Source organism: Hymenobacter lapidiphilus, from assembly GCF_013377885.1.
GTDB classification, from domain to species: Bacteria; Bacteroidota; Bacteroidia; order Cytophagales; family Hymenobacteraceae; genus Hymenobacter; species Hymenobacter lapidiphilus.
In genome coordinates this window covers 195,314-214,338 of the sequence record NZ_JABKAU010000002.1, presented here as the reverse complement: position 1 = coordinate 214,338, position 19,025 = coordinate 195,314, and the positions used below count along the sequence as shown (strand labels likewise).

Below are 19,025 nucleotides of genomic sequence, written 5' to 3'. Positions count from 1 at the left end.
CGGGGTAACGTGCTGCAGCCGGCGCGCTGCCCGCTGAAAAGCTGTTGGCTCCGTCCTCGCCCCGGCTGCTAAAAAAGCAGCATAAGGGCAAAGGCCAGGCTCATGCACAGCGAAGAAACCTGGTTCATGCGCATGGTGCGGTCGAAGTTGGCGGCGGCTTCATCCTGCCACACGGCCCAGGCCCAGCGCCCAAACAGCCACACCACCGGGCCGGTAGCCACCAGAAACAGCAGCAAGTGGCTGAGCTCGTGGCGGCGCAGGTAGGTGTAGGCCAGCAGCCCGGCCCCGGCCGCCAACGCCAGCCCGGCGAACACAAACGTGCCCCGGATTCCCAGCCGCAGACTCAGCGTCCGGTCGCCGCGGCGGGCATCCTCGGCATGCTGGTATACCTGCGTAAGCGGGTAGGAGCCGGCCAGAAACAAGCTGCTCACTAGGGCCAGTAGTAGGTTATCGGGAGCCAGTAGCCGGCCCCAATCGGCCCCCACGCCCACCTGGGTCATCAGGAACGTGTAGGCCCCTTGGAACACCACTACCACGGCAGTACTCAGCAGCGGATACTTTTTCAGGCGGATGCCCTCATAGCTATAGGCCTTCGACACGAGCAGGTACACGGCCACCAATCCCGCAAAGACCGGGCTCAGCAGCCAACCGCCCAGCACCGCCAGCGCATCGAACAGCCACACCAGGTGCAGCAGCTCGGGCGACACCTTGGGGGGCGTGCGCAGGCCCCCGATGCTGCCTTCGTCGCGGTCGTAGTAGCTGTTGTAGCCGTTGGAGGCGGGATAGGCCAGCAGGTGTAGTACCACGAACACGCCCACCGCCCGCCAGGGGCTGAACGGCTCCCGCAAAGCGCTCAGCCCAAACCAGAACACCGGCATCAGATACACCGAAAACGGTATCCGGAGCAACGGTAAGGCGTTTTTGTACTTGGTAAGTGACAAGTAGTAGTTGATATTGCGCGTGAGGGAAGAAGGAAAGGTAAAGCTACAGGAGTTGAAAAGAACGTCATTCAGAGCGTAGCGAAGAATCTCGCGCTGTCCGGGGTACGCCAATCAAATACGTTACCTGCGGACCCCACCAGTGGCGCACCTTTCCGGCCTGCCAGGCGAAAGTGCCTTCCGGGTCGGCGCGGTGGGCCAGGGCCAGCAGCTGTTCGGGCGGGTACATGCGCAGAATGCTCACGCAGCCGTCCCAGATGGTGAACAGCGGAATGAGTGGCACCACGTAGGTGAAAAACAGCCGGCTAAGACGGAATGGACGGATGAAAGGCGTGATGAGCAACTGGGCTACCGGCAGCACCGAAACGGCCAGCAGCAACTCCAGCCAGTGTTTGCCGGCACCTTCAAACACGCCAATACCGGTGTGCTGCCGCACGGCATCGGCCAGCAACGCCTCGGCGGCGGCAGGCGGGAAGTGGTGGAACGCGGAGAAGATGGTGCGGAAGCCCGGCAGGCTGGCGGGTACGGCCAGCGCGTTTACGGGGGCCAGCTCAAACTCCAGGCCGGGCGTGGTGGCCTGCAGCGGCTGCCAGGCGGCCGGCTGGGGGTAGAGGTCGGTGAGGCAGACGCGGGCTTCGGGCAGGCCGCCGGCCCGCAGGCCCCGCAGCACGCCGGCCGTGCCACCGCCCGCCCCGGCCCCCAACTCCAGCACCCGCGTTTGGCCGGTGTGGCGCAGGGCCGTCAGCAGCAGCGGCACAATGGGCCGGTAGGTGCCCAAAGCCGAAATCATAAACCGCAGGTAGTCCATCATCCCGGCCCGGATAACCTTCGGAAACCAGGGCAAGTCCTCGAACTCGAACAGTTGTAGGCGCAGCTTCATGCCGTGAGCTTACGGGCAGAGCAGGCGTTGTGTTGGCCGGCCAGGCCCACGCAAACAGGCCGCTAGGCCGGCCGCCGCGAAGGGGCGGCTACGTGGCGGGCCGGCCCGTAGAGCCACAACACACCCAGCACCGCCGCCACGCCGTATGGCAGCGAAAACGGCAGCAGTTCGGTCAACGAATTCATCGGGACGAGGTCGAAGAGCAAAACGTTAATGAGCAGAAAAAACAGGATGATGCCTGTCAGCGCCATTGTGCGGCGTGGCCAGTTTGCCTGCAGTTGGCTCATGAACAGGAAAAAAGGCACCACCAGCGGCACGATGGCCAACGACGCAATTGCCGCCGTCAGGCCCACCATCAGGGCAATCGAATAGTCATCGAGCCGGGTGTAGGCGAAATCCAGCAGCAGCCAGAGGGTGCCGCCGAGGTTGCTCAGCAGCCACAGAATAAGGGTGCGGGTAATGGTAGAGTAATTGGCCGAAGTATAGGTGTGCGTCATAGGAGTGGTGGTTAGAGAAATGAGAGGATACATTTATGATCGAAAATCGGGTAGACAGACAGCCGATGACAGGAGCATTGCCGCCAAAACTTACGGTCCCAAAGTCTGGGCTGGTTTGCTTTAAAGCAGGTTTTTAATGGGAAATGGCTGTTTCAAAACGGGGCATCCGAAGTAGGCCTCACCTGTAGTGGTAGGGTGGTTTAGCGCCGTCCGACAACCCTCTGCGTTTGGCCATTCGCTCATTTTGGGACAAATCCGGACCTCGATCCGGCCAGATTACCTGCGGTAAGCGGAGCGTGTCGAAAAAAAAACAAGTCACAGCGAGGAGGGAATCGGCAAAATTGTGTTTTCTTTGTATCGCAAAGTTCTTTTTGAAGATATGGCCCAGCCCACTCCCGATCCGCTTGCCCAACTCACCGAGATTCGCGCCATCATGGAGCGGTCGTCGCGCTTTATTTCGCTGAGCGGACTGGCCGGGGTAGGGGCGGGGTTGGTGGCGCTGGCCGGCGCTGGTTTCGGGCACTGGTATTTGAATCGGCTGTACCCTTACGCCGGCTATCTTGGGCTGCTGGAAAGCTCGGCGGCCGAGCGGCGGGCAGTGCTGCCGTTTCTGCTGCTGCTGGCGGCGGGCATTGTGGTGGTGGCGCTGCTGGTGGCCACGTTTTTTACGGTGCGCCGGGCGCGCCGCAATGGGCAGCCGCTCTGGAGCGCGTTGGGCCGGCGGTTGGCCGTCAGCCTGGCTATTCCGCTGGTGTCGGGCGGGCTGTTCTGCATTGCCTTGTACTTGGATGGCGCGGTGGCCCTGGTGGTGCCGGGCATGCTACTGTTCTACGGCCTGGCCCTGCTCAACGCCAGCAAGTACACCCTCGACGAAATCCGTTGGCTGGGCCTCACCGTAATCGGCCTCGGGTTGGTCGCCATGTTGATTCCCGGTCTCGGCCTGCTGTTCTTTGCGCTCGGGTTCGGCCTAGGCCACATCGGCTACGGTTTGCTGATGTATAACCGCTACGAGCGGTGAAATAGCGGCGGGTCATGCTGAGGGGAGGTGGAGCCGAAGTCGAAGCGTCTCTACTGCAATGCTAATTTTATGGGTTGATTGCTATGGCAACAAAGCGGTAGAGATGCTTCGACTTCGGCTCCGCCTTCGCTCAGCATGACCTCGTTGTTTAAAAACTCATTTATTCATCACCTCATCAATTCACCGCATTGAAGCACCTGATTCACACGCTCAATAAGGCTTTCGACAACCGGGTGCGGTTGGGCGTGATGGCGGTGCTCATGGCCAACGAGGTGGTCAGTTTCACCGAGCTCAAGGAAGCCCTTGACCTGACCGACGGCAACCTCGCCAGCCACGTAGCGGCCCTCGAAAAAGCAGGCTACGTGAGTGTCAGCAAGCAATTCGTTGGCAAGAAGCCCAACACCACCTACTCAGCTTCCAAGGAAGGCAAAACGGCTTTTCAGGAACATCTGGCGACGTTGGAAAAACTGTTGCGCGGGTAATAGTGCCCTTTTTTTGCACCTAAACTTTGAAATTCAAAGTTCTTTTAAATAAATTAATATGACCACATTCACTGCAAACCCCAATGCTGCCGGCCTTACTACTGCCGCCGCTACGGCCCGCCGCATCCCGCTGCCCCTCACCGCCCTCCAGAAACTGTTGCTGCCGCTGGGCGCGGTGCTGTTCGATGTACTGTTCTACCGGCAGGGCGTGGGCCTGAATCTGGCGCTGTACACGCTGTTTGTAGTAGCGGCAACGCTGGTGGGGCTGCCGAAGCACGCGGCGGCGTGGCGCTCGGGCTACTTCCGGCTGCTGCTGGCCGGCACGCTGCTAAGCGCGGGCGCCGTGCTTTGGTACGGCTCGGCGGCGGCCTGGCTGGCCTGCGTGGCTTCGGTGGTTATGCTGCTGGGCTTCATCAACCAGCCCCATTTGCGGCTGCTGGCTTTTGCGCTGCTCACGGCGCTGGGCGGCGCGGCGCGGGTGCTGCCAGAGTTGCTGCCCTACCTGCGGCTGCCCAGCGCCGGAGCGGGCCGTTGGGGCCGCACGCGCTTCTATGGCCGTTTGCTGCTGGCGCCGTTGGCGGTGCTGGTAGTTTTCCACTTCCTGTTCGTGCTGGCCAATCCGCGCTACGAGGCCCTGGCCGGGCAGGTACTGGGCTGGCTGGGCGACTGGCTGCTGGCGCTGCTGCCCGCTATTTCCATTCCGCACCTGCTGTTTTTTCTGGTTGGTTTCGCGCTTACGGCCGGGGCACTGGTGGTTGTGCCGCTGCACTTTTTCCAGGACCAGGAGTCGCGTATGGGCGAGTTTGTACGGCGGCAGCGCGACCGGGTGGCCTCGTTGGGCGTGCGCCGGCCCGATTTCCGGAACCTCAACCGCAAGGCCCTCGATTTGCGCAAGGAGTACCTGGCGGCCCTGGCTGTGTTCGGCCTCGTGAACGCGCTGCTGCTGGTCGTTAACGTCATCGATGTCCGCTGGATCTGGTTCGGCTTTGTGCCGGCCCCCGGCTTCGACCTCACGCAGTTTGTGCACGAGGGTACCTACGTGCTCATTTTCAGTATTCTGGTGGCCATGGGCATTGTGCTGTGGTTCTTCCGGCGCAACCTCAACTTCTACCAGCCCGGGCTGGCGGCCTTGCGCTGGGGCGCTACTATCTGGGTGGTGCAGAACGCGGTGCTGATGGTGTCGGTGGGGCTGCGCAACTATTACTACATCCAATACACCGGCCTGGCCTACAAGCGCATCGGGGTGTACGGGTTTCTGCTGCTGACTTTGTTTGGGCTGGTTACGGTGCTGCTCAAAATCTGGCAGCGCCGCTCGGCCTTTTCCCTGGTGCGCCTCAACTCGCTGGCTGCCTACGGGCTACTGCTGTTGCTGGCGCTGGGCAACTGGGAAATCTGGATTGCCCGCTACAATCTCAACGCCCGTTTTGGCACCCTCGACCTCGGCTTCCTGCTCGAAATGCCCGCCCGCGTGCTGCCCGAACTGGCCGCCCGGCAGCAGGTGCTCGACGGCATGAGCCGTATCATCATCAGCCCGCCCGGCAGCTACACCGAAGAAACGGCCCCGCCCGCCGAGGCCCGCGCCCTCATCCAGCGCCGCCTCGCTGCCTGGCAGTTGAATTACGAGCGCCAGCGCACCTGGCAAAGCTGGACCGGGGCCGAATCGGCGGCTTATTACTCAGCTTTCAGCCATTAGCTGTCAGCCTCCGCTTCGCTTGCTCAACTACCGATTATTCTCTCCCCAAAAGCTGTCCGCTAACGGCTGATGGCTGAAAGCTCAAACCAATGATTTTCTTCCTCACTTTCCTCGGCCTATTCTGGTGTGTGGCCAGCATCGTTAGCTTGGCTACGCTGCTCACCTGGCGCGAGCGGGCCGCCACGCCCCCCGAACGGAGCCGCCGCCTGCTGACTATAGTGCTGCCTGCAGCGGCCCTGTTGCTCGGCTCCGTCCTCTGGACACTGCTGCACGTGATGCTGCTTTGGGACTCAGGCGCGGCGGCCGTGGCAGTTCGGTGAGTTTCTTCTGAAAAGGCTGAAAGGCTGATTTTTACTCTTCATTCTCAAGCAGCAACAACTTGCTTTCCCCTCACCGATGCCTGATTACCGATCAACTACTCACTGTTTAGCAATCATAGTGGGAGCTACTGGGCTGCTGTGGCTATGGCTGGTGCTTCCTCGGGAATTGCTGACCGAATCCGGTTACGGAACGGTCCTGCTGTTGCTGGTTGGCGGGCTGAATATTTGGGTATTCCGGGGGGCTACTCGTCCGTTGTGGCGCGGTGTCCGGCCAACTGCCAGCCAGGATGTGGGCAGGGGTCTGGTGTTGGTGCCGTGCCTGCTGTTCCACCTTTTGACGCTGCCCGGTAGCCTGCTCCTTTTGGTTGCCTTAGCCCTGACTTAAACCTGTTCCTTGACCATAATGTCCGACTCAACTTTCTTTGCCGCCACTTCTCCCGGCCGCTGCCTGGCAGTGCTGCTGGCGACCGGGGCCGTGCTCTGGGTGAGCTGGCAGATACCCGGCTGGTACCGCCTAGGCTCGACCGACACGGCCGCTCTCGCTGCGCTGGTGTGGCTGTGGCAGCAGCCGCTGCTGGTGGCAGGGGTGCTGTCGGGGGCCAACGCCGTGGTGCTTTACCGGGCCACGCTGCCGCTGGCCCTGCCTAATACCCCGGCCTCGCTCCTTGACCGGCCCCGCTACCAGGCCGATTTCGTGTTCTGGCTCTGCGTGGTCTTTCACCTTGGTAGCCTGTTGCTCCTGGTGTTGCTCGGGGCCGGCTGGCTGCTGCTAAACCCGCTGGGACAATGAGGCCGGCCGCATCATATGCAGCCCAGCTCTGGCAGTTCGTGTGGCAGTTGCTGCTGCCGGCCGTGCCGCGGCTGGCGTGGTGTGTGTTGGCGCTGCTGATATTTAGTGGCTTAAATCTGCTATTTCAGCGGGAGCTGTGGCCGCATTACCCGCAGGCCGAAAAGTGGTTTATCGTGTTGCTGCTGGTTGGTCTGGCCCTTATACCATGGATGGGAATCTACACGGCTCAACGGTTGACGCACCAAGTGAGGCACTGGTGGTGGCGGGGCTTCTGGCAGTTGGTAATCGTTGGCTCCTATGCCCTGGCAACTGTTTCGTCATTCATACTACTGCTCGGGTTGTTGATGAGCCTGGCCCGCTAGCTGCATTGGCTTGGCACATGGCGAGTGGATTAGCGAGCCGCGACAATTTCGCTAGCTTCCGGCTCAGCTTTAGGCAACCTCGCCGGCTGCTAACTATATCTGCATGGCCCGTACGCTACTTCTGAGTCTGCTGGTTCTGGCGCTGGTCTTCGAACTGGTACTGACGGTTGGCGGCTTCCTGGCACCCGAAATGCTGCTGGCCAAATTTGGCGTCGGCGTTACGCCCGATACCCGGTTTCTGGCCTTTGTACTGGCCTGGTTGCTACTGTTCGTGAGTCTGGCCATTGTGCTGGCCCTCGTGTGGGTGTGGCGGCGCCATGCCGGCTACCCGGCCTTGTGCTACCTGCTGGGGTTTTGGTGGATAGGGATTGGACTGGGCTTATACCTGGGGTACGGGCGCTTCGACAACCTGCTGCTCGACGGGCTGAAAGGTACGCTGCTGGTACTGGCCACTTGGGCTACGCAACGGGCAGAGGCCAACCGACTGGCCAGCCAGTAACCGAACCATTTCCGGCGGGCCGGCCGCAACTGGTATATTTGCGGTTCCGCTGCCGGCTTGCCCGGTGCTGCCTGCTACTCCGCGCCCTGCATGTCTGCTTCCCAAAGCCCTCAACCAACTGATTCTGCCGCTGCTGCCCGGCCCCGGCGGCGCTGGCCCAACCGCGTTTCCCGGCTCTTGTGGGCCGGTTTTGTGGTAGGATTAGGCGTATTTCTGCTCTACCCGATTCTGGTAAGCATGAACTTCATGTTCCTGTTTGGCAAGTCGCCGAGCCTGGAGGAGCTGGAGAGTCCGCGCGTTGAGCGGCCCTCGCAGGTGTTCACCGCCGACGGTGTGCTGCTGGGCCGCTACTTCCGCGAAAACCGCAGCCCCGTACCGCTCAGCAAAATGTCGCCCTGGCTAATTAAGGCTCTCGTCGCCACGGAGGATGCGCGTTACCAGGATCATTCGGGCATCGACCCTATTGCTATAGCCCGGGCCGTGGCGGGCGTGGCGACGGGTGGTAATGGGGGCGGGGGCTCCACCATCACCCAGCAGCTGGCCAAAAACCTCTACAAAACCCGCCGCAAAGAAAACACCGGTCTGCTGGGCCGGGTGCCGCTGGTGGGTACCATTATCAGCAAAACCAAGGAGTGGCTCACGGCTGTGGAGCTGGAGCGCCGCTACACGAAAAACGAAATTCTGGCCCTGTACTTCAATACCGTCGAGTACGGTTCGCAGGCCTATGGGGTGAAAGTAGCCGCCAAAACGTTCTACAGCACCTCGCCCGACTCGCTCACTGTCGAGCAGGCCGCCATGCTGGTAGGCATGCTCAACAACCCCACGGCCTTCAACCCCCAGTTCCACCCCGAAGCCGCCAAGCGTCGCCGCGACCTAGTGCTCACGCGCATGGGCCAGGCCGGTGTGTTGTCTGCCGATGAGGTAGGCGCCCAGCAGGCCACGCCCATCGTGCTGCAGTACCAGGTCGAAAAGCACGTTGATGGGCCCGAAACCTACTACCGCAGCGCCATCAGCCAGCGGGCCAATGAGTGGTGCAAGGCGAACGGCTACGACCTCTACCGCGACGGCCTGAAGGTGTACACCACCATCGACTCGCGCATGCAGACCCACGCCGAGGAGTCGGTGGATAAAAAGATGAAGAGCCTGCAGCAGTCCTTCGACCGGTTCTGGCGCAACCGTGGCACCGACCCCTGGGTGGACGAGGACGGCAACGTGATTCCCAACTTCATCGAAACCCAAATGAAGCGCACCCAGCAGTACAAACGCCTGGCTGCCCGCTACGAGGGCCAGCCTGCCCGCCTCGATTCGGCCCTGAACGCCAAGCGGCCCATGAAGGTGTTCACTTGGAAAGGCGACCGGGACACCACGCTGCTGCTCTCGCCGCTCGATTCGCTGGCCTACTACAAGCAATTTCTGCACGCTGGCCTGATGTCGATGGACCCCTACACCGGCCAAATCAAGGCCTGGGTGGGCGGCATCGACTACCGCTTTTTCCAGTACGACCACGTGAAGCAGGGCAAGCGCCAGGCTGGCTCCACCTTCAAGCCCTTCGTGTACCTGACGGCCATTGATAACGGCTACGCCCCCTGCGACCGAATCCGGGATGAGCGCGTGACCATCAACTACGTGGAAAACGGCGAGCCCATGGAGTGGAAGCCCGACAACGTAACCCGTGAGTATACTGGCATGAACATGACGCTGCGCTACGCCATGGCCCGCTCGGTGAACTCGGTTACGGCCCAGCTCACCGAGAAAGTCGGCTGGGACAACGTGGCCAAGTACGCCCACAAAGTAGGCATCAAGAGCAAGCTGCTGGGCGTGCCCAGCATCGGGCTGGGCTCGGGCGGTGATGTGAGCGTGTACGAGATGGTGAATGCCTACAGCACGTTCGTGAATCAGGGTTTTCGGCCCGAGCCCATGCTCATCACCCGTATCGAAGACCAGAACGGCAACGTGCTGGTGCAGTTCGACCCCCGCCAGAAGCGCGTGATTCCGGCCGAAACCGCCTGGCTGATGACCTACATGCTGCGCGGCGGCATGGAGGAGCCCGGCGGCACCTCGCAGGCCCTCTGGGACTACGACCTCTGGAAGAAAAACAACCAGATTGGCGGCAAAACCGGCACCACCAGCAACTACTCCGACGGCTGGTACATGGGCATCACCAAAGACCTGGTAACTGGCGTGTGGGTGGGTGGCGAAGACCGGAGCATCCACTTCGTCGGCTCGCAGCAGGGGGAAGGCGGCCGCACGGCGCTGCCCATCTTCGGCACCTACATGGAAAAGCTCTACAAAGACCCCGAGCTCGACCTCAGAATGGGCCCCTTGCCCCAGCCGACAGTCAAAATCAACAAGAAGTACATGTGCGTTACGGCCGAACCCCGCCGCCGCCCCGAACCCGTCGACAGCCTCGTGGTAGACGATTTGCTGGAGAAGATCAACCAGGGCACCATTGCCATTCCCGACAGCATCAAGCTGTAGGAGTAACTGCAAAGCTAAAATCTTGTCGTCTTCTGGTGAGAAGCCAATCAATAGTTGTCGTTTCACCAGGAGGTCCTTCGCTTCGCTCAGGATGACAGGGTTTTAGCCCTCCACACAGGTTCATAAACAGCACGGGCCCCGCAGCATAATAGCTGTGGGGCCCGTGCTGTTTATGAATAGTAAGGGTTGCGGCGGCTACTTCTCGTCGCCGTAAAACGACTCCAGGGCTGGCTTCAGAGCCGGGAATTCGAACCGGAAGCCCTGGCCCAGTACCTTCTCGGCGCTGACCCGCTGCGAGGCCAACACTATTTCGCTCATCTCGCCCATCATCAGCTTCAAGCCGAACTCGGGTACTTTGGGCAGTACCAGCGGGCGGTGCAGCACGTCGGCCAGGGTTTCGGTGAACTCCTTGTTGGTAACCGGGTTGGGGGCCACAGCATTATACACGCCCTGCCACTGCTCATCTTCAATGGCCTTGATGAAGAGCCGGCACAAATCGTCGAGGTGAATCCAGGACATGAACTGCTTGCCCGAGCCCAACGGGGCGCCGGCCAGCATTTTTACGGTGCGGGCCAGCGGCACCAGTGCGCCGCCTTCGGGGCTAAGCACAATGCCAATGCGCAGTATGGCCGTCCGAACGCCGTCCTGCGCCACGTATTCGGCGGCCTCTTCCCACTGTCGGCATACATTGGCCAGAAAGTCGTCGGGAGCGGCGGCAGTTTCCTCACTCAGCAGCTGGTCGCCCTGGTCGCCATAAATCCCGATGGCCGAAGCCGAAATAAAGCCGCGTACGTGGTGAGTGGCTTTGCGTAGCTCCTGGGCCAGCAGCTGCGTACCTGCCACCCGGCTCGACAGAATCTGCCGTTTGCGCTCCTGCGTCCATTTTCCATCCGACACGCTGCTGCCAGCCAGGTTCACGATGTAGTCGGCGTAGGGTACTGCCGCGTCGTCGATGGTACCGGCCAGCGGGTCCCAGCGGAAGCTGAAGTAGCGGTTGTTGCCGGGCGTACGGCTCAGCAGAGCCACTTCGTAGCCGGCGTCAATCAGCATTTCAGACAGCCGCGTACCAATCATTCCGGTGCCTCCCGTAATCAGAACCTTACGCGACATATTCTATAAGCTGCTAGCCGACAGCTACTAGCTGTTGGCGTATGTTTTGAAATGAAAAATCGTAATCGAAGCTGCAAGCTACTACGGAGTCCCGTATCGTCGGCTAACGGCTCACTTGCCTATCAGGCGCAGGAACTCCTGGCGTAGGGCGGCATCCTGACCGAACGCTCCGCTGTACTCGGCTGTGAGGGTGCTGCTGCTGGTATCGTTCACGCCCCGGCTCATTACGCACAGGTGGTCGGCCTCAATGAGCACGGCTACATCGTCGGTGCCCAGGCTCTGTTTGAGCTCCTCGGCAATCTGGCGCGTCAGGCGTTCCTGCACTTGGGGGCGGCGGGCAAAGTACTGTACTACCCGGTTCAACTTGCTCAGGCCCACCACATGCTCGCCGGGCAAATACGCCACGTGCGCTTTGCCAATGATGGGCACAAAGTGGTGCTCGCAACACGAAAACAGTGTAATGTCGCGCTCCACCAGCATCTGCCGGTACTGGTAGCGGTTCTCAAACAGGCGTACTTCGGGCCGATAAGCCGGGTTGAGACCCCGGAACCACTCCTGCACGTACATTTTAGCCACCCGGCGGGGCGTGCCTGCCAGGCTGTCGTCGCTCAGATCAAGGCCCAGGATCTGCATAATCTCGCGAAAATGGCCAGAAATGGCTTCAATCTTGGCCTCGTCATCCAGCTCAAAAGCATCGGGCCGAAGAGGGGTGCGTAGATCGAGGGGAAGTTGGGTGTCGGCGGCGGCAATGGCGGCAGAATCGCCGGCTACAGCTACTGCCGACAGCGGCAGGTTATCCATGGTATTCTACAAAGTTGCGTTCGGTCTCGTACAGCGTAACCGACAAAGCTAGGTTCCCGGCCAGGTGGGGCCGTAGTCGGTTCCAGCTTACGACGGCAATATTTTCGGCCGTAGGGTTGAGAGTCTGGAAATCGGCCACATCCAGGTTCAGATTTCGATGGTCAAAGGTATCGAGAATCTCCCGCTTGATGAGGTCGCTCAGCTTCTTCGTGTCGTACACGTAACCCGTTTCCGGGTCGATTTCACCCGTCAGGCGCACAATAAGCTGGTAGTTGTGGCCGTGATAGTGCGGGTTGTTGCACTTGCCGAACACCTCTTGGTTGCGCTCGTCGGACCAAGCGGGGTTGTGCAGGCGGTGGGCAGCATTGAAGTGCTCTTGGCGGCAGATAGTTATGGTCATAGTGAGCACGCAACCCCAACTAAGGGGCTTTTGTTCAGGTGTGAGGAGTCTGGCATAAGTTTATAATATAAGTAAGTTGATATATAAATCTTCCCCTAAAAGTCTAATTTCCTGAAAAAAAACAATCGGCGGTATAGAAACATGCAGACAGGCTGGTTAAATTTGGTCAGTCGGAAAGTCATTTTCCAATCTCATTCCCGTTGCGCAAGCTTTTCTTTTTCAATCAATTGTTCTCCTTATGAAACGAAGCATACTTTTTCCGCTGCTGCTGGTGCTGGTATCGTCGGTAACCGGCTTCGCACAGAGTGCCCAGGTTGACGAAACCGAGATGGCCATCAAAGGCATTCCGCGCAAAGGCCAGCGGGTTTCCATGCAGCTCGATAGCAAAAGAGTAGAGGAATCCTGGAAGAAACAGCTGGATGAGCAGTTCGGTAACAAGGTAAAATCCGACAAAGGCATTTACACCATGGACGGTGTAGTAATCGATGCGCTGTCTAAAACGCCGGTGCGCGTTATCAGCAAGGTTGACGCCGTACCAACCGGTACCACCATCTGGTGGTCGATTGACTTGGGCAACGCTTACCTGAGCAAGGATGCCACGCCCGTGCAGTGGAAAGCGGCTGAAGGCTACCTCAAGGACTTCTCTGTAAAGCTTTACCGCGAAGACATGGCCGTGCAGGTTATGTCGGCTGAAAAGTCGTTGGAGCAGGCCCAGAACCAGCACATTGCGGTTATCGCCAAGGCTGATGCATACAAGAAGGAAATCGAGCGCAACAAGCAGAAGAAAATGGAGATTCAGCAGCAGCTGGCCCAGAATGCCTCCGAACTGTTGCAGCTCAACAACCAGATTGATACCAACCTGAAAGAGCAGGAAGGTGCCCGCGCCGACATCGTGAACATGCGCGTTGCGCTGGAGGCCGTAAAAGAGCGCCTCAACAAGATTCAGTAAGTTCTCAAGGACCGCTACTATCCGGTAGCGGCCCTGCTACAAACTACAGCAGAAAGCGCCCCGTTGGTTGTACCGACGGGGCGCTTTCTGCTGTAGCTTGTAGCAGGAGTCGGATCGGCTACCGCATCCATTGGCGAATCAGCTGGCTGGCAGCCTTTTCGTCTTTCCAGCCCACGATACGCGTGTTGGGGGCGCGGTTACGGAACCATAAGTCGAGGAAGGGCCTGACCGAGGGATGCGTGCGCTGGAGGCTGGCCCAATCGGTAGCCTGAGGCAGGATGCGCTGGCTGGGCCGGGCCGGCACGGCTACCACCACCGGCCGTAGCAGCCCATCCATGTCGAGCGTGAGCACGGCAACGGGCAACACCTCAAGCACGGTGCCGATGGGTTGGCTTTCGGCCAGCAGCAGCGCCGGTAGCGGCTGGCCTTTAGCCGCATCGGGTGAGCTGGTACCGGGTATGAAGCCCAGGTTGCCGGGCGCAGGCAGAAACTCTACCACGGCGGCCAGCCCCGCCAGCCGCAATGGCTCAAACGCGTTGGTCGTGGGGTTGTAGCGCTGCTCGTGGTTGGTGCCGGCCGGCGTTTCCACCACTACCTGCAGCAGCTTCCGATCGGCTGAGAAAGTGGGTATATCGGCATATTGCGGACCACAGCCAGTTAGCAGCAGGCAGAAAATGGAGAGGCTCAGGCGCATGGTGGCAAAGTACTGGCAAAAGGGCGCAACCGCAACCCGATGGCTCAACGCAGGTGAATTACTGCGCTCAAATCAACTTTCACTACCGGGGAATGCAGCAAAGGAGCTCCCGTATTGGCCCGCAAAACAACAACGCCCGGCCGCAAGATGCGGGCCGAGCGTATGGAGGAGCTATAAAGCAGGGCTGGCTTACTTGGCCAGTCGCTGGTTTAGGATGCGGAAGGGACTCAGCTCTTCGAGGTGGAAAACAAATCGAATCTGGTCGGTGAACTCCTTGCGGCTGCCGGGTAGCCCGTTGCCGTACTGGCTGCCGGCCAGAGGCAGGTAGAGGCGCAGGATATTATTGGGTATGGGGAGCAACAGTCTGGTTATGGGCAGCACCAGCCCGGCATCGTAATAGCCATTCACCCGGCCCGAACTCGACTGACTCGCCCGGTTGACCAAGCCAAAATCGGCAAAAACTACCAGCGGAATAACAGGCAGATCGGCTTCGAGGCCCAGGGTAGTAAGCCACTTTTGAGAAGCCACGGGCAAATAGGCCTTGAATCCGCCGTCCCGGTCGTCGGTTTGGTTGAATTGGGCAGGATAAGTATGGGAAATCTGCTGGCGGTCCAGGAACATTGTCTGGCGGCGGTAGTCGAAGCTGCCACTCAGGCCCAGGGCAAACGGACTATCCTTTCCCGAGTTCAGGAAAGCGCCGCCAAACAAGCGGGCGCGGATCTGTTTAGTGGGGTTGTAGTAGCGGCCGTAAGTGGCGGTGGCCCGCAGCAAGGTCGCGTTCTGGCTGGTATTGTCCGATTCCGCGTTGGGACTGAGCTGATTGAGCTCCACATGGCCCGACCAGTTCCGCAGCGCATTACCATCATGCACCAGATATTCCAGCGTCTGAATGCTGGTAGTCTGGCGGGAGTCCTCGTCGCGGATGTTGGTATTGGCAAACCGCACGAGATGCTGGGCCCAGTTGAAAGCAGAGTGGGGTAGGTGCAGTGTCAGGCTGGGTTCAATTTTGCGGTAGCGCTCGAAGCGGGTTAGCTGCACGCTGGTTAGCAGCTGGCGGGCCAGGGTCCGGGGCAGTACGTTCAGCGTCAGCATCCCAATGCCATTAAGCTCCCGGCGGTTGAAGCTGTACATCGGCATGGCCAGATAGTTCAGCCGTTTGGGGGCCAGCAGGTTGTTGTAGAAGGCCGCCCCGAGCATAAACTTGTCGGAGGTGTTCACTCCCAGCACCGGCATCCAGTTGATAGCCTGCTGGTCCCAGCGCTCCAGGCTGGCCAGGGGGCGCAGGTGCAACGGTTCGAGCCGCCGCAAAGCACCGCCGACCTTCATCCGGTCGTCGCGGCGGTTGAGCTGGGGCGTGAGGTAGCCCGCGTCGATTACCACGGCCGCCACGCCGGCGGCACGAAAGTCGAGCTGGGTTTCGTCTTCCGTATCGTCGTCGTTGCCGCCGAAAGCGGGCGTCCATTTGGTTTCCAGCACCCGGCCCCGGGCATCAAGGGTGGAAACGGGCACGGCAAACGGGGCGGGCGAGTCGTTGCGGACCAGCACCTTCAGCGTTTCGCCCTGCACCAGCAAATCCGACAGGGCCGCCTCGTAGGGATGTTGGCTCGTGAGCATCTGCTGGAAAAACCAGCCCAGTTTTTTGCCCGTTGCCTGCTCGAAAGCCGCCTGCATGTCCTCGGGGTAGGGGTGGCGGAACTGCCACTGCTGGTAGTAGGCGCGCATGGCCGCATCAAACTGTTCCTGCCCCAGGTAACCGGCCAGGTATTCCAATAGCAGCGCCGTTTCCGAGTACGCGATGAGGTTATAGTTGAAACGGCCATAATCACCCGAGGTAACCCCGCTTACGGGCTGGTCGAAGCCGCGGGACGCCAGGGCAGCAATGGGCAACCGGTCCAGGGCCACGGCCGGCAAGTCGGCGATGCCCGTAGCAGTTTCTATTAAGGGCCACTTGGACAGCAAGCCCACCGTTCCACCGGCAGCCGTGTCGCGCGCGGCCACGCGTTTCTGCGTGTACGTGTTCAGTCCCTCATCCATCCAGGCAAAATCCCGCTCGTTGGAGCCCAGAATACCATAAAACCAGTTGTGGCCCACCTCGTGCACAATGGCTACGGGCGGGGTTATGGTCACCATTGGATATTCCATGCCCGAGCCGGCACTGCCTACCCCATCCACGGCCGTAGCGGAGGCGTACGGGTACTCGCCTACCCAGCGGGAATAGTAGGTAAGGGCATCATTAACGTCCTGAAGGCCTTTTATCCACTGCACCGCCTCCTTGTTGGTGAACATAACCCAGGAGGTGACCTTGCGGCCCGAAGGCAGTGTAACACCACTTTTGAGCACGTTAAAGCGCTTGTCGGCAAACCAGGCGAAGTCGTGGATACGGTCCTGCACGTAGCGCAGGGTTTTGGTTTCGGGAGCCGAAGCCGGGAATTTAAGGTCGGAGCCGAAATCTTCGGCCGTTTTTTTGCTGGCTCCGATGGCCGCCAGCACATCAAGGCGCGCCAGCTCCTCAGGGTTTTGCAGCACGCCGGTAGCGCCTACCACGTAGTTGGCCGGCAGCGTAATGCGCACATCAAACGAACCGAATTCGGAGTAGAATTCGCCCTGACTGAGGTAGGGCATGGGGTGCCAGCCCTTGCGGTCGTACACGGCGGGCTTGGGATACCACTGAGTTATCTGGTAGTGCTGGCCCACGTGCGCCAACCGGGAAAACGAGTCCGGAATTTTCACGCGGAAGGGTGTGGTGATGGTGATGCTGGCGCCGGCCGCCAGGGGCTGGGGAAGCAGCAGCCGGGCCATGTCGGGGTTGTCAGCGTCGTACTCGAGCCGGGCGGGCTGGCCATTTACCTGAAACTCCAGTCCGTCGATGAAGCCGCGCTGGGCGGGCGTAGCGAACTGGAACGTCCGGTCGCCGTTGCGCAGCTGCTGGCGGGCAAAGGCCGTAGTATTGTCGCGGTAGGCATTGGGCCAGAGATGAAACCAAATGAAGGGCAGCACGTCGGGCGAGTTGTTGGTGTACACAATTTGCTCGCGGCCGATGAGCTCGTGGCGTTGGTCGTCGAGGGTTACGTCGATAGAATAATTGGTCTGTTGCTGCCACTCGGTGGCGGGCTGCTGGGCCAGGGCGGGTAGGGCCAGCAGACAGAGTAGGTAAAGGAGTGTTTTCATGCGGAAACCGGGCGGAAGAGGGGGACAGGGAGAAAAAGAGAACGAAAGTAGCCTCTCGGGCCGCAAGATGTGCTACAACCTTTCGCAGTTGCCCGCGTTTGCACAAACAGTATTCTCCACGTTGCCACCTTTGAGGCAGCTTAACCATTCTTTCGCATGTCCTTCCACAAAATTCCTAAAGACGACACTCAGCATCAGGTTCACCTCGACGGCGCCACTACGCTACTCGGCAACGACCTGCAGGAAGAAGCCAGCCGTGCCGGCCTCGATAACCACTTCCAGCGCTGGATTGAAGACCTCAAGGACACCAACAATCCTGAGTTGCACCAGCTGGTAGTCGACCTGCAGGACCTGAAGGCCCACTTCGGTGGCGGTGCCGTCAACCAGGATACTGTTACGCGCCTGATGGGCCGCCTGGGTACCAACACGCTGGCCGCCGCAAGCTTTGCCGAAAACCCCAACACGGCCGAGCGCATCACTAAACTTGGCGAAGCATTGAGCGCCGCCGCCAAGCAGCTCCGCAGTGGCAACGACAATACGCCTGCCCAGGACCTGAAGCAGGATTCGCAGAACAACTAATTTCTGCTTGGTATCTTGAATACCATAAGAAGGACCGGTAAGGAAGCTACGCCTCAGGCACAGCTTTCCTACCGGTCCTTTTTTACGTTAGAATGACGGGCAGCTAAATAAAAGAGCCGGCCCTCCACAAGGAGAGCCGGCTCTTTTATTTAGCTGGAAGCAACGCTGCTTACGCGGCGGCTACTGGCTTGGGGGCGTTCAAACGACGCTCCTTGATACGCGCTGCTTTGCCCGACAGGCCACGCAGGTAGTACAGACGGGCGCGACGCACCTTACCACGGCGAATAACTTCTACCTTCTCGATGTTAGGCGAGAGGAGGGGGAAAATCCGCTCGGTACCAATCTGGTTCGAGATTTTACGCACGGTGAAAGTTTCGCCGTTGGTGCTGGTGTTCTTACGCTGGATTACAACGCCCTGGAACTGCTGCACGCGCTCCTTGTTGCCCTCGCGAATTTTCACGTGGACGTTAATGGTGTCGCCGGCGGCAAAACGGGGGAAGCTGGCGCGGCGCTCCTGGGACTCTTGCTCAATAAAATCGAGTAGTACGCTCATGGCTGAAAAAACTGTAAAGGACGGTCGCGCCGCCCCGGGGGTTTCTGGTAAAGAGGCGCAAATATAGCGCTCTGTTTTTAGATTGTGAAATGGTGAGGTGGTGAAGTGCTGACAGTTGCCGGCAGTTTCCGTCTCTCACTATTCCAGTAAGTCAGGCCGGCGCTGTTGGGTGCGAGCCAGGGCTTGTTCGTGGCGCCAGACGTCAATTTTCGGGGTGTTGCCCGAAAGCAGAATATCCGGTACCGGTTGGCCCCGCCATTCGGCAGGCCGGGTATAAATGGGCGGCGAGAGTAGGTTGTCCTGAAACGAGTCGCTCAGGGCCGATTCTTCGTTGCCCAGCACGCCGGGCAGCAACCGAACTACGGCATCTACCAATACTGCCGCACCCAGCTCACCCCCGCTCAGCACGTAGTCGCCTACACTGATTTCGTGGGTGATATAGGCCGTTCGAATCCGCTCATCGACGCCCTTGTAGTGGCCGCAGAGCAACAACAGGTTGCCACTGAGCGACAAACGGTTGACCAGCGGTTGGCGCATTGTTTCGCCGTCGGGCGTGAGGTAGATGATGGCATCGTAGGTGCGTTGGGCCAGCAATTCGTCGAAACAGGCTGCAATTGGCTCCACGCGTAACACCATGCCCGCACCACCTCCGAATACGTAATCGTCAATCTGGCCGTGCTTGTTGATGGCATAGCGGCGCAGATCATGCAAGTGGATTTCGGCCAGACCTTTTTCCTGGGCGCGTTTCACGATAGAATGCGCAAAGGGGCTGACCAACAAATCCGGCTGGCACGTGACGATGTCGATCCGCATG

20 protein-coding genes are annotated in these 19,025 nt (G+C 59.9%); 10 read left to right on the top strand and 10 right to left on the bottom strand.

The genetic code is table 11. The features are described 5' to 3' along the window. Positions 1-68: 68 nt before the first annotated feature. From HW554_RS02080 to HW554_RS02070, 3 genes are all read right to left on the bottom strand, one after another. Positions 69-941, bottom strand: a complete 873-nt coding sequence (locus HW554_RS02080) for a UbiA family prenyltransferase (protein ID WP_176906683.1) — start codon at positions 939-941, stop codon at positions 69-71. A 64-nt stretch (positions 942-1,005) separates the two neighbouring features. After that, a complete protein-coding gene (locus tag HW554_RS02075; protein ID WP_176906682.1) occupies positions 1,006-1,818 on the bottom strand; it encodes a class I SAM-dependent methyltransferase in 813 nt (270 codons plus the stop codon). A 62-nt stretch (positions 1,819-1,880) separates the two neighbouring features. Then, complete coding sequence (locus HW554_RS02070) at positions 1,881-2,315, bottom strand: hypothetical protein (protein WP_176906681.1); 435 nt, start codon at positions 2,313-2,315, stop codon at positions 1,881-1,883. Between the two features lie 379 nt (positions 2,316-2,694). Between HW554_RS02070 and HW554_RS02065 the strand changes: the two genes are divergently transcribed. From HW554_RS02065 to HW554_RS02030, 8 genes are all read left to right on the top strand, one after another. Beyond that, the gene (locus tag HW554_RS02065; RefSeq protein WP_176906680.1) at positions 2,695-3,333 is read left to right on the top strand and encodes a hypothetical protein; all 639 of its coding nucleotides are present in this window, start codon (positions 2,695-2,697) and stop codon (positions 3,331-3,333) included. 188 nt (positions 3,334-3,521) lie between these two features. Then, the gene (locus tag HW554_RS02060; RefSeq protein WP_176906679.1) at positions 3,522-3,815 is read left to right on the top strand and encodes a winged helix-turn-helix domain-containing protein; all 294 of its coding nucleotides are present in this window, start codon (positions 3,522-3,524) and stop codon (positions 3,813-3,815) included. 58 nt (positions 3,816-3,873) lie between these two features. Then, a complete protein-coding gene (locus HW554_RS02055; RefSeq protein ID WP_176906678.1) occupies positions 3,874-5,508 on the top strand; it encodes a DUF4153 domain-containing protein in 1,635 nt (544 codons plus the stop codon). A gap of 89 nt (positions 5,509-5,597) precedes the next feature. After that, positions 5,598-5,828 carry a hypothetical protein gene (locus tag HW554_RS02050; protein WP_176906677.1) on the top strand — a complete coding sequence of 77 codons (231 nt, stop codon included), beginning with the start codon at positions 5,598-5,600 and terminating at the stop codon, positions 5,826-5,828. Positions 5,829-6,231: 403 nt separating this feature from the next. Then, positions 6,232-6,618, top strand: a complete 387-nt coding sequence (locus HW554_RS02045) for a hypothetical protein (RefSeq protein WP_176906676.1) — start codon at positions 6,232-6,234, stop codon at positions 6,616-6,618. Next, the gene (locus tag HW554_RS02040; protein ID WP_176906675.1) at positions 6,615-6,980 is read left to right on the top strand and encodes a hypothetical protein; all 366 of its coding nucleotides are present in this window, start codon (positions 6,615-6,617) and stop codon (positions 6,978-6,980) included. Before HW554_RS02045 ends, HW554_RS02040 begins: the two co-directional genes overlap by 4 nt. Positions 6,981-7,083: 103 nt before the next feature. Then, positions 7,084-7,479 carry a hypothetical protein gene (locus HW554_RS02035; protein WP_176906674.1) on the top strand — a complete coding sequence of 132 codons (396 nt, stop codon included), beginning with the start codon at positions 7,084-7,086 and terminating at the stop codon, positions 7,477-7,479. 90 nt (positions 7,480-7,569) lie between these two features. Beyond that, the gene (locus HW554_RS02030) at positions 7,570-9,957 is read left to right on the top strand and encodes a transglycosylase domain-containing protein (RefSeq protein ID WP_246285055.1); all 2,388 of its coding nucleotides are present in this window, start codon (positions 7,570-7,572) and stop codon (positions 9,955-9,957) included. Between the two features lie 195 nt (positions 9,958-10,152). Here HW554_RS02030 and HW554_RS02025 read toward each other — a convergent pair whose 3' ends face one another. From HW554_RS02025 to HW554_RS02015, 3 genes are all read right to left on the bottom strand, one after another. Further along, positions 10,153-11,067 (bottom strand): TIGR01777 family oxidoreductase, encoded by a 915-nt coding sequence (locus tag HW554_RS02025; protein WP_176906673.1) that lies wholly within the window; start codon positions 11,065-11,067, stop codon positions 10,153-10,155. A 111-nt stretch (positions 11,068-11,178) separates the two neighbouring features. After that, positions 11,179-11,868 carry a GTP cyclohydrolase I FolE gene (gene folE, locus HW554_RS02020; protein ID WP_176906672.1) on the bottom strand — a complete coding sequence of 230 codons (690 nt, stop codon included), beginning with the start codon at positions 11,866-11,868 and terminating at the stop codon, positions 11,179-11,181. Further along, entirely contained in the window at positions 11,861-12,268 is a 408-nt protein-coding gene (locus HW554_RS02015; RefSeq protein ID WP_176906671.1) for a 6-pyruvoyl trahydropterin synthase family protein, read from the bottom strand. The genes folE and HW554_RS02015 overlap by 8 nt, the downstream gene beginning before the upstream one ends. Positions 12,269-12,506: 238 nt before the next feature. Here HW554_RS02015 and HW554_RS02010 point away from each other — a divergent pair, with 238 nt between their 5' ends. Next, positions 12,507-13,217 (top strand): coiled-coil domain-containing protein, encoded by a 711-nt coding sequence (locus HW554_RS02010; RefSeq protein ID WP_176906670.1) that lies wholly within the window; start codon positions 12,507-12,509, stop codon positions 13,215-13,217. A gap of 118 nt (positions 13,218-13,335) precedes the next feature. Here the strand turns inward: HW554_RS02010 and HW554_RS02005 are convergent, their stop codons facing one another. Further along, positions 13,336-13,911, bottom strand: coding sequence for an inorganic diphosphatase (locus HW554_RS02005; RefSeq protein ID WP_176906669.1), 576 nt, complete (start codon positions 13,909-13,911; stop codon positions 13,336-13,338). 189 nt (positions 13,912-14,100) lie between these two features. Continuing rightward, the gene (locus tag HW554_RS02000; protein ID WP_176906668.1) at positions 14,101-17,079 is read right to left on the bottom strand and encodes a M1 family metallopeptidase; all 2,979 of its coding nucleotides are present in this window, start codon (positions 17,077-17,079) and stop codon (positions 14,101-14,103) included. A 156-nt stretch (positions 17,080-17,235) separates the two neighbouring features. Between HW554_RS02000 and HW554_RS01995 the strand changes: the two genes are divergently transcribed. Then, the gene (locus HW554_RS01995; protein ID WP_176906667.1) at positions 17,236-17,658 is read left to right on the top strand and encodes a hypothetical protein; all 423 of its coding nucleotides are present in this window, start codon (positions 17,236-17,238) and stop codon (positions 17,656-17,658) included. 169 nt (positions 17,659-17,827) lie between these two features. On the opposite strand, the gene rplS is transcribed toward HW554_RS01995, so the two are convergent. Beyond that, positions 17,828-18,211 carry a 50S ribosomal protein L19 gene (gene rplS, locus HW554_RS01990; RefSeq protein WP_176906666.1) on the bottom strand — a complete coding sequence of 128 codons (384 nt, stop codon included), beginning with the start codon at positions 18,209-18,211 and terminating at the stop codon, positions 17,828-17,830. Positions 18,212-18,349: 138 nt separating this feature from the next. Continuing rightward, the gene (gene trmD / locus HW554_RS01985) at positions 18,350-19,024 is read right to left on the bottom strand and encodes a tRNA (guanosine(37)-N1)-methyltransferase TrmD (protein WP_092738801.1); all 675 of its coding nucleotides are present in this window, start codon (positions 19,022-19,024) and stop codon (positions 18,350-18,352) included. Position 19,025: the final 1 nt, after the last annotated feature.